The following is a 9,133-nucleotide window of genomic DNA, read 5'->3' on the forward strand; positions in this document are numbered from 1 at the left end:
GGGCGGTTGCCCGCCCCTGCGTGGGTCAGCCCCCGTTGGTCTGGCGGATCCCCTCGCCCAGGGCCTCGAACGAGTAGACGAACCCGCCGTCCTCGCCGCTCACGGTCATGTACGCGTCGGTCGTGCCCGGCGCGATGGCGACGTTGGTCGCCGACTCCAGGCCCTCGGCGGCCTCGGACGGCACGCTCACCGTCGCCAGGTGCTCACCCGTCGAGCTGTACACGAAGATGCTCGGCTGACCGTGGACCGCCTGGTAGAGGTTGCCCTCGGCGTCGACGGCGATGGAGTCGATCCGGCTCGTGCCGCCGTCGAAGTGGATGGCGGCGTGGGAGGTCACCACCGAGGTCCCGTCCTCGTCGAGCTCGTAGTGGTCGACGCGGTTCGCGGCGTACTGGCCGACCCAGAGGCCCCCGAAGTCCTCCCTGAACGAGATGCCGTTCGGCGCCGGGAGCTCGTCCGCCAGGACGGTCGCCTCGGCCGTCTCACCGTCGATCCTGACGACCCGGCCCCGGGGCTCCCAGGCCGGATCGCCGAACCCGGTCGAGTCGCTGACGTACATGTTCCCCGCCTCGTCGAAGGCCAGGTCGTCCGGCTGCATGGGCGTCCCGTCGACGTCCCCGGAGAAGAACGTGGTGTGGTCCTCCCCCTCCGGGGTGATGCTGTCGATCCTCCCCCCGGCGAAGTCCGTCAGGTACAGCCGGTCGTCGAGCGGGCTGAACTGGGCCGACGTGTACGCGCCGTCCCCGTGCGTGAAGACCGGTTCCACCTCGGCGGAGCCGGTGTCCACCCTGAGCACCTTGGGCTCCCCGGCGGGTGCGGTGACGTCGACGACCAGGAGGCCTCCGTCGGGGGCGAAGGTCGGCCCCTCCAGGAGGGTCATCCCCGTCTCCTCGTGGACGGAGGTGACCTGGACGAGCAGCTCGGCCGTCCGGTCCCCCTCGCCGTCCGTGCTGGTGGCGGCGGCGTCGGCGCAGCCCGTCGCCGCGACCGCGAGGACGAGGGCCGGAAGCGCACGGGCGATCACCGTGCGTCGCGTCGTGCGGCGGTGCGGTTCCATACGGTTTCCCTTCGGTCGGGGCGGACGGGTCACGGCTTCGCGCCCAGGACGTCGCCGATGCTGCTCTTGCGCCAGTCCCCGAGCAGCCGGTGGAAGGCGACGGGGCCCGGGCTGTAGGAGGAGCCGCCGTGGACGCCGGCCCCCTCGCGGTTGTAGTAGCCGGGCGTGCACTCGGCCTGGAACGCGGAGTTGTCGTGCGCCGTCTCCCGGACGGTCCGGCCCCACTCGTCGGCCGCCTCCTGCGAGGGCTCGACCACGGGAACGCCGCTCTTGCGGGCCTCGGCGACGACGACGGCGATGTGCTCGGCCTGCTCCAGCAGGATGTGCGCGAAGTTCACGGAGTTCGCGTTCTGCAGTGCCCCCAGGTGGAAGAGGTTGGGGAACCCGTTGCTGTAGAAGCCGTGCAGCGTGCTGGGCCCGCGGCTCCACGACTCCAGCAGCCCCCGACCGCCGCGCCCGCGCACCGGAAGCGTGCCGGACATGACCCCGGAGCGGCCCACGTCGAACCCGGTGGCGAAGACGACGCAGTCGACGGGGTACTCGGTGTCCCCGACGACGATCGAGTCCTCGGTCATGCGCGTGATGCCGCCGTGGTCGGCGGTGTCGACGAGGGTGACGTCGGGCCGGTTGAAGGTCTGGAGGTAGTGGTCGCTGAAGCAGGGCCGCTTGCACATGTAGCGGTACCAGGGCTTGAGCAGTTCGGCCGTGGCCGGGTCGTCGACGACCTCGTCCACGCGGGCCCGGATCTGGTTCATCTTCCGCGCGTCGACGAGTTCGTCGATCCTCTCGCGCTCCTCCGGGGGGAGGCCGGTGTCCAGCGTGCCGGTGATCATCTTGCGCTGGAGCCGCGCCGTCGACGTCCAGCCGTCCCGGGTCAGGTCGGTCCCGACCTGTTCGCCGGAGACGATCGCGAGGAAGTTCTCCATGCGCTCGCGCTGCCAGCCCGGGCGCAGGGACGCCGCCCACTCCGGGTCGGTGGGCCGGTTGTCGCGCACGTCCACCGAGGAGGGGGTCCTCTGGAACACGTACAGGTGCTGCGCGTCGCGGCCCAGGTGCGGGATGACCTGGACGCCCGTGGCCCCGGTGCCCACGACCGCGACCCTCTTGTCCGCGAGGCCGTCGAGCCCGCCCTCCTGGTCGCCGCCCGTGTAGCCGTAGTCCCACCGGCTCGTGTGGAAGGTGTGGCCCCGGAAGGTCTCGATGCCGGGGATGCCGGGCAGCTTCGGCTGGGTGAGCGTGCCCGAGGAGGTGATGACGAACCGGGCGCGCATGCGGTCGCCGCGGTCGGTCTCGACCACCCACTCGTCCGCCTGCTCGTCCCACTCCAGGCCGGTGACCCGCGTGTGGAACAGCGCGTCGCGGTACAGGCCGAAGGTCTCGGCGATCGCCACCGCGTGCTGCCGGATCTCCTCCCCGGGGGCGTAGCGCCACTTGGGCACGTAGCCGACCTCCTCCAGCAGGGGCATGTAGGAGTACGACTCGATGTCGCAGTGGATGCCCGGGTAGCGGTTCCAGTACCAGGTCCCGCCGAAGTCGCCCGCCTCGTCCATCATCCGGAGGGACTCGACGCCCGCCTGCCGCAGCCGTGCCCCGGTGGTGAGCCCGCCGAACCCGCCGCCGATGACGAGCACCTCCACGGTGTCCGTCAGCGCCTCCCGCTCGGTCCGCGGGGTGTACGGGTCCTTCGCGTAGTAGCCGAACTCGCCGGCGGCCGTGCGGTACTGGGTCGCTCCGTCGGGGCGGATGCGGCGGTCGCGCTCCCGGGCGTATCTGGCCCGTAGCGCTTCGAGGTCCACCTCTTCGATCTGGTCGTCGATGTTCGAGGTCGCGCCGGAGGCTGTGGTCATGTGCCGTCCTCACTTCGTTGCCGACGTGTCGCAGCGGGGCGGCGGGCGCGGGGCCGGAGGTCCTCTCGGGGGCGGCGGCGCCGCCCGACGGGGCTCCGCGGGGGATCGGGGCGTTCGTCACGCGCTGCGACGGAGGTGTCTGTGAACCGTGCTCAAAAAGGTTAGCATCGTCCTAAGTATTGGAGTCGGGGGGTGGCCCGCGCGCGGCGATCTATCATGGCGGTATGCCACGAGAGGTGACTGAACAGGGCGAACACGAACGCGAACGCATCGTGAACGAGATCCAGACCCTGAACGGCTCCATGGAGGAGGCCGTACTGACCGCCCTCCTCCAGAACCTGCTCTCGATGGACCTCACGATCCAACAGCTCAAAGTGCTGATGATCCTGGTCACCACCGAGGAGGGGGCGACGGGGAGAAGCCTGTCCGCCTCGTTCGGCGTCTCCATGGCGTCGATGTCCGGCCTTCTCGACCGGCTCGTGGGCCAGGGCGTCGCCACGCGTTCGACCGACCCCCACGACCACCGCGTCCGCCGCGTCCACGCCACCCCCCTCGGCACCTCGGTCGTACGGCGCCTGGCCGTGGCACGCCCGTTCCGCAGGGACATCCTCATGGGCCTGCGCATGGAGGACCTGCGCGCCCTCGAACAGGGCTTCCGGGCGGTCAGCGAGCAGATCTCCCTCATGGGCGAGCGGGACTGACCCCCTGCGGGTTCCCTTCTTGCCATACACCGCTTAATTCGACCGGCAATATACACAAGAAGACCGATTTGTTCTTGAGGCGGCCCCGGGAAAAACAACGGGCAGCCCGAAATTTTCGCTCTTTCGTGCGACCGCACCGCTTACCGGAGTCCCCCGTTCGACAGTCGGGTCCGCTCCGGGATTCCCGCACAAGGGAATTCCGGCGAAGCCGGAAAGGGGACCCCCGGACCGCCTCAAACAGGGCCATCACCCCAGGCGCCACCTGCGACAGTCCCTGCCACACGGGCTCCCGGGCGGGGTCGGCGCGAGGCCGCGCCGCCCACGGTTTCCGACCCTCCGCGCGCACGCTCGGGAAACACATCTCCCGCCCGCCATTGCCACCGGGGGAAATCCCTTTCCGGCGGCCTCCGGGTCGGGAGCGGGAAAACCGGAGGGGGAATTCCACCACCCCGCGGTTTTCCCCTCCACCTCACGGGGATACCTCCCCATGCGGTCGGCGCCGGGACCGGCGAACCACGGCGGCACGGTCCGTTCCGGGACGTTCGAGGACGGGGCTCCCGCCCGCGGTCGGCGCCGCAGGCGACACGGGACCGCGGAGAGGGCCGCACTCCCCCGGACACGGCCCCCTCCCCCACGGCTAAGAGAGGTGCGCAGAGCATGACCGAAGCACGAGCCGATACACCGGCACACGGCAGCACCCCCCGGGAACCCGGGGGCACACGGCTCACCCTCGCCCAGGTCCTGGAGCACCCCGCGCTGGGGCCCCGAGACCTGCTTCCCGCCCGGTTCCGCGGCCCGCGGAGGGTGACCGGCGACGGATGGGTGGGGTTCGCGACCAGGCTCGAACGCGGTGAGGAGCTCTCCCTCGTCCAGAGCCTCATGGCCGCCAACCGTCACGTGCTCGACGTCGGCGGCGGCATCGGGGAACTCTCCCGCGCCGTCGCCGCCCGGATCGGGCACTGCACCACCGTCGAGCCGCACGCGCAACTGGTGGAGTCGATGCGGGACGAGGCCGCCGAAGCCGGGGTGAGCGTCTTCGCGGGAACCGCCGAGGACCTCCCCTTCCCCGACGCCTCCTTCGACGCCGTCTACGGCGCGTGGGTCCTCCCCTTCGTCGACGACGTCGAGAAAGCCGTCACGGAGATGGTCCGGGTCTGCGACCCGGACGCCCCGGAGGCGAAGATCGTGCTGATCGTCGGCGGAGCCGACAGCGAGGTCCTGGGGCTGTTCAACGACGTCTGCGCCCCGGTCTCCGGCGACCCCCGCGACCACCACGGCTACCTGCTGGCGACGGCCGCCCGCCTCCTCGCCGAACGGGGCTTCGGGGAGTTCTCGCTGCACCGCACGGAGGCCTCGGTCCGCTTCGCCGAGGAGGAGCCGGCGAAGCGCGCCGCGGCGGCGGCGACCGTGCTGACCGACTTCTGGTACCAGCTCCACCCCGGGGCCGACGAGGTCAGGGCCGCCCTGGAACCGGCCCTGGAGCGCCACTTCGCCGCCCGCCCCCACGGGATCGGCGACCAGGGCGCGGTCCTGGTCGCCCGTCCCGGTTCCTGACCCCCGACAGCCGTGCCGGGGCGGCACGGACGCCTCCGTCCGCCCCGGACCACGGCCCCGACGGGGGCTCCATCGGTTCGGTTTCTCCGATCACGAGGACAACGATGCTGGACACGCCGACACGGCACGGTGAGATCGCGGGCAGGGCCGAGCTGGTCGCGAGACTGCGGTCGGCCCACCACCACAGCAGGCGCACGGGGCTCACCTCCCACGTGGTCACGGGGGAGCCCAAGGTGGGACGGACCAGTCTTCTCGCCTCGGTGTGCCGTCCCGCACCGGGCCACGACGGCCGCGCGGCGTTCATCGCGTGCTCCCGGCACGCGAACCGGCTGGTCGCCGCGCTCGCGGACGACCTGCTCCGGCTGGCCGCCGACCACCGCCCCGCGGAGCCGCAGGGGCCGGAGGACGCCGCCGCGCGCCCGCGGGCCCGCGTCGACCCGGGTGGCGCGCCCGCGCGGGAACCCGCCGCGGACGGCGTACCGGCCGGGTTCCGGGAACTGGTGGAGTCGCTGACCCGGGACGCCCCCCTGCTGATCGCGCTGGACGACGTCGACCTGGCGGGCCCGGCCTCGCTCGTCCGGCTCCGGGACGCCCTGCGGGACGTCGCGCACCTGCCGGTGACCCTCGTCGCCTCGACCAGGAGCGGCGAGCCCCCCGTGGCGCCCTCCGAGCTCGCGGACCTGCTGCTCGGCGCCCGCACCGCCACCCTGACCGGCCTGTCCGTGCGGGAGACCGGCGCGCTGCTGCACGAGCGGCTCGGCCGCCGCCCCGACGCCGGCCTGGTCGACACGTGCCACCGGATCACCGCCGGCAACCCGTTCATGGTCGGCGCCGTGGGCGACTGGATACGGGCCCAGGCGATCCCTCCACGCACGGCGGCCGCACTGCGCGAGGCCGTGATCCCCTCCGTGGCCGAGGCGGTCATCGGACGGGCCAACCGCGTCGACCACCGGGCCCGGCGGGTGGCCGAGGCGATCGTCGTGGCGTCCACCTCCGGCGAGGCCGACCCGGCGCTCGTGGCGCGCCTCAGCGGCACCCCCCTCGAGGACACGCTGGCCACACTCGACCTCCTGGTCCGGATGCGCCTGGTCACCGACGACCACGCGGTGGCGCTCCGCCACCCGCTGCTGGGCACCGCGCTGCTCGGCTCGATGACCGTGATGAGCTGCAACGCCGCCCACCTGGCCGCCGCCACCTTCCTGCACCGGCGCCGCGACGCCGGGCAGCGGCCGGCCCGGCACCTGGCGGCCTCGACGGTCCCCCTGGACACCCCCTGGTCGGCGACCGCCATGATCACGGCCGCCCGGGCCCCCGACACCTCCGCCCGGGACCGGGTCCGCTACCTGGAGTACGCCGCCCAGGCCGGGACCGAGGACGCCTGGGCCCGCGTCGCGCCCGAACTCGCGTCCGCCCGGATCGCGCTCGACCGGCGGACGGGGCTGCGCGCCGCGGTGGAGATCCTCGGCCGCACCGCCGACGCGTCGGTCCGCCGCCGGCTGCTCGGCCTGATCGGCGCGACGCTGTGCGAGGACGACCGCCGCGACGACGAGCGCGCCGTCCTGGACGCGGTGCGGGACGTGGTCGCCGGCACGGAGCGCGAGGACTGGCCGCGGTCCTTCCTGGCCTACGGCCGGTCCATGGCGCCCGTGCCGACGGCCCCCGCGGCGGGCGCCCGCGGCGCCGGCGGCGCGGCGCGCCCTCCCGCCGCCACGGCCATGGGGGCGCTGTCCTCCCACCAGCTGGACGGGGTGCCCGCGGTCGCGCTCGCCGAGGCGCGCGAGGCCCTGGACCACGACCTGGACGACCTCCTGCTGCACCCGGCGGCGCTCCCCGCCGCGCTGTCGGTGCTCGTCGGCTGCGGCCACCGGGCCGAGGCGTTCGCGCGCCGGCGCGCGCTCGTCGACGACCTGGACCGCCTCCCCCGCTGGGTGCGTGCGGAGGTCGAGCTCGCCGAGGCCGCCGGGCACTACGCCGCGGGCGACCTCCAGGCGGCACGGCACGTGCTCACCGAGCGGCTGTCGGACCTGCCGGCCCACGCGGGCCACGGCTACGGCAGGTTCCGGACCCGCCTCGTCGGCCTGCTGGCCAACGTCCAGCTCGACCTGGGCGACCCCGCCGGGGCGGAGGCCCTGCTGCGCCGCCACCACCACGAGGGCCACGTGCCGCCCGCCTGGTACGACGCCGACGTCCCGCTCGCCCGGGCGAGGCTGCGCGTGAGGGCCGGTGAGCTGACCGAGGGCGCCGAGGAGCTGCTGGGGATCGTCCGCCGCCGCGAGGAGGCGGGGGCCGCGGGGCCGGGGACGCTCTGCTGGCGGAGCGAGGGAGCCGTGCTCCTGGCCAAGACGGGGGCACGCGACGAGGCGCTGCGGGTCGCCCGCAGGCAGCTGGAGTTCGCCGAGGGGACCGGCTCGCCGCAGGAGCGCGCGCGGGCACTGCGCGTGTGGGGCTCGCTCTCCGGGGGCCCCGCGGCGCTGGAGCTGCTGCACTCGGCGGTCGACCTGCTCCAGGGCACCGGGCACGACCTCGAGACGGCGAGGACCACCGCCGAGCTGGGGACGGTGCTGGCGCGACTGGGCCGGCACAAGGAGGCGGTGGCCGCGCTGAGCCGGTCGGCGGGGCTGGCCGTCGACCGGGGGGCGCGCGACCTCGCCGACCGCGTACGCCTCCAGCTGGTGGCCCTGGAGGGGCGCGCCCCGCAGGACGTGTCGGTGCGGGGCATCCTCGCCCTGACGCCGCGCGAACGGGAGATCCTGATCGACGCGCTCCTGGGCCAGGCCAACAAGACGATCGCCGGCAACCGGCACATCACCCGCCGCACCGTGGAGCTGCACCTGTCGAGCGCCTACCGCAAGCTCGGCATCTCCGGCCGGGGCGAATTCGGCAAGGTCCTCGGCGGTCCCGGGACGTGGGAGATCCTGGTCGGCGGCCCCTGACCGGGTCCGGCGCCACTTCGGTACCGCGCGAGAACATTTCGGTCGCGGGCCGTGATGTGCCCCGGTCGCGCCCGCACGACACTGTGACCACATGACAGCCGCCGGGGCCCGGGCGCCGCCCCGGCGCCGAGCCGCCCCATGGGGATGGAGATGCCGATGGAAGCACAGGACGCGTTCCACGACGATGCCGCGCGCGACCCCTTCACCGCGGTCGTGGTGTTGTCCGGGGGGATGGACTCCACGACACTGCTGGCGCACTTCGCGGCGCTGCGGTTCAGGCTGGTGGCCCTCACGGTCGACTACGGGCAACGGCACCGGAAGGAGATCGACTCGGCCCGGGAGATCGCCCGCCACTACGGTGCGGAACACCACGTGCTGGACCTGTCGGGACTGGGGTCGCTGCTCACGGGCTCGGCCCTCACCGACGACCGGGTGACCGTCCCCGACGGGCACTACGCGGAGGAGGCCATGCGCGCCACGGTCGTCCCGAACCGCAACGCCGTGCTCGCCAACCTCGCCGTGTCGATGGCCGTGGCCCGCCGGGCCGACACGGTGGCGCTCGGGATGCACGCCGGCGACCACTTCGTGTACCCGGACTGCCGCCCGGCCTTCGTCGACGCGCTGCGCAACCTGGTGGCGGTCGCCAACGAGGGGTTCACCGCACCGCGCGTCGAGACCCCCTTCATGACGTGGTCCAAGGCCGACATCGCCCGGCACGGCGTGCGCCTCGGCGCGCCGCTGGGGCTCAGCTGGTCCTGCTACAAGGGGGGCGACATCCACTGCGGGACGTGCGGGACCTGCTACGAACGGGCCGAGGCGTTCCGGGAGGCGGGCCTCACCGACCCCACCGAGTACCTGGACGGCGACGCGCGCTTCGCCGCGCCCTGACCGCTCCCCGCACGGAGCGGTCAGCCGCCGGGACGGGCGTCCGGACCCTCCCCTCCGCGACGCCGCCCGGGGCCTCCTGACGGGGCCGCCCGGGCCGATCCGGGCCTGATCCGCGCGAGACCGCGCGTCCGGGGCCGTGGCACGCCGTGCCAC

6 protein-coding genes are annotated in these 9,133 nt (G+C 73.8%); 4 read left to right on the forward strand and 2 right to left on the reverse strand.

Annotation, left to right across the window (positions count from 1 at the left end):
* Positions 1-25: 25 nt before the first annotated feature.
* Positions 26-1,057, reverse strand: a complete 1,032-nt coding sequence (locus ACWGL3_RS28655; protein ID WP_452462012.1) for an SMP-30/gluconolactonase/LRE family protein — start codon at positions 1,055-1,057, stop codon at positions 26-28.
* Between the two features lie 29 nt (positions 1,058-1,086).
* Positions 1,087-2,904 carry a flavin-containing monooxygenase gene (locus ACWGL3_RS28660; RefSeq protein ID WP_452462013.1) on the reverse strand — a complete coding sequence of 606 codons (1,818 nt, stop codon included), beginning with the start codon at positions 2,902-2,904 and terminating at the stop codon, positions 1,087-1,089.
* Positions 2,905-3,128: 224 nt separating this feature from the next.
* Between ACWGL3_RS28660 and ACWGL3_RS28665 the strand changes: the two genes are divergently transcribed.
* From ACWGL3_RS28665 to queC, 4 genes are all read left to right on the forward strand, one after another.
* On the forward strand, positions 3,129-3,605 hold the full coding sequence (locus ACWGL3_RS28665) for a MarR family winged helix-turn-helix transcriptional regulator (RefSeq protein ID WP_344178607.1): 477 nt from the start codon (positions 3,129-3,131) through the stop codon (positions 3,603-3,605).
* 657 nt (positions 3,606-4,262) lie between these two features.
* Positions 4,263-5,159, forward strand: a complete 897-nt coding sequence (locus ACWGL3_RS28670) for a class I SAM-dependent methyltransferase (RefSeq protein WP_452462014.1) — start codon at positions 4,263-4,265, stop codon at positions 5,157-5,159.
* 104 nt (positions 5,160-5,263) lie between these two features.
* On the forward strand, positions 5,264-8,092 hold the full coding sequence (locus ACWGL3_RS28675; protein ID WP_452462015.1) for an AAA family ATPase: 2,829 nt from the start codon (positions 5,264-5,266) through the stop codon (positions 8,090-8,092).
* A gap of 156 nt (positions 8,093-8,248) precedes the next feature.
* On the forward strand, positions 8,249-8,980 hold the full coding sequence (gene queC, locus ACWGL3_RS28680; RefSeq protein ID WP_267949485.1) for a 7-cyano-7-deazaguanine synthase QueC: 732 nt from the start codon (positions 8,249-8,251) through the stop codon (positions 8,978-8,980).
* Positions 8,981-9,133: the final 153 nt, after the last annotated feature.

Source organism: Nocardiopsis sp. NPDC055824 (assembly GCF_053616335.1).

What these genes read in the sequence shown, in the direction of transcription:
- ACWGL3_RS28655 (WP_452462012.1), bottom strand. Translation starts at nt 1,057, where the DNA reads ATGGAACCGCACCGCCGCACGACGCGACGCACGGTGATCGCCCGTGCG.
- ACWGL3_RS28660 (WP_452462013.1), bottom strand. Translation starts at nt 2,904, where the DNA reads ATGACCACAGCCTCCGGCGCGACCTCGAACATCGACGACCAGATCGAA.
- ACWGL3_RS28665 (WP_344178607.1), top strand. Translation starts at nt 3,129, where the DNA reads ATGCCACGAGAGGTGACTGAACAGGGCGAACACGAACGCGAACGCATC.
- ACWGL3_RS28670 (WP_452462014.1), top strand. Translation starts at nt 4,263, where the DNA reads ATGACCGAAGCACGAGCCGATACACCGGCACACGGCAGCACCCCCCGG.
- ACWGL3_RS28675 (WP_452462015.1), top strand. Translation starts at nt 5,264, where the DNA reads ATGCTGGACACGCCGACACGGCACGGTGAGATCGCGGGCAGGGCCGAG.
- queC (WP_267949485.1), top strand. Translation starts at nt 8,249, where the DNA reads ATGGAAGCACAGGACGCGTTCCACGACGATGCCGCGCGCGACCCCTTC.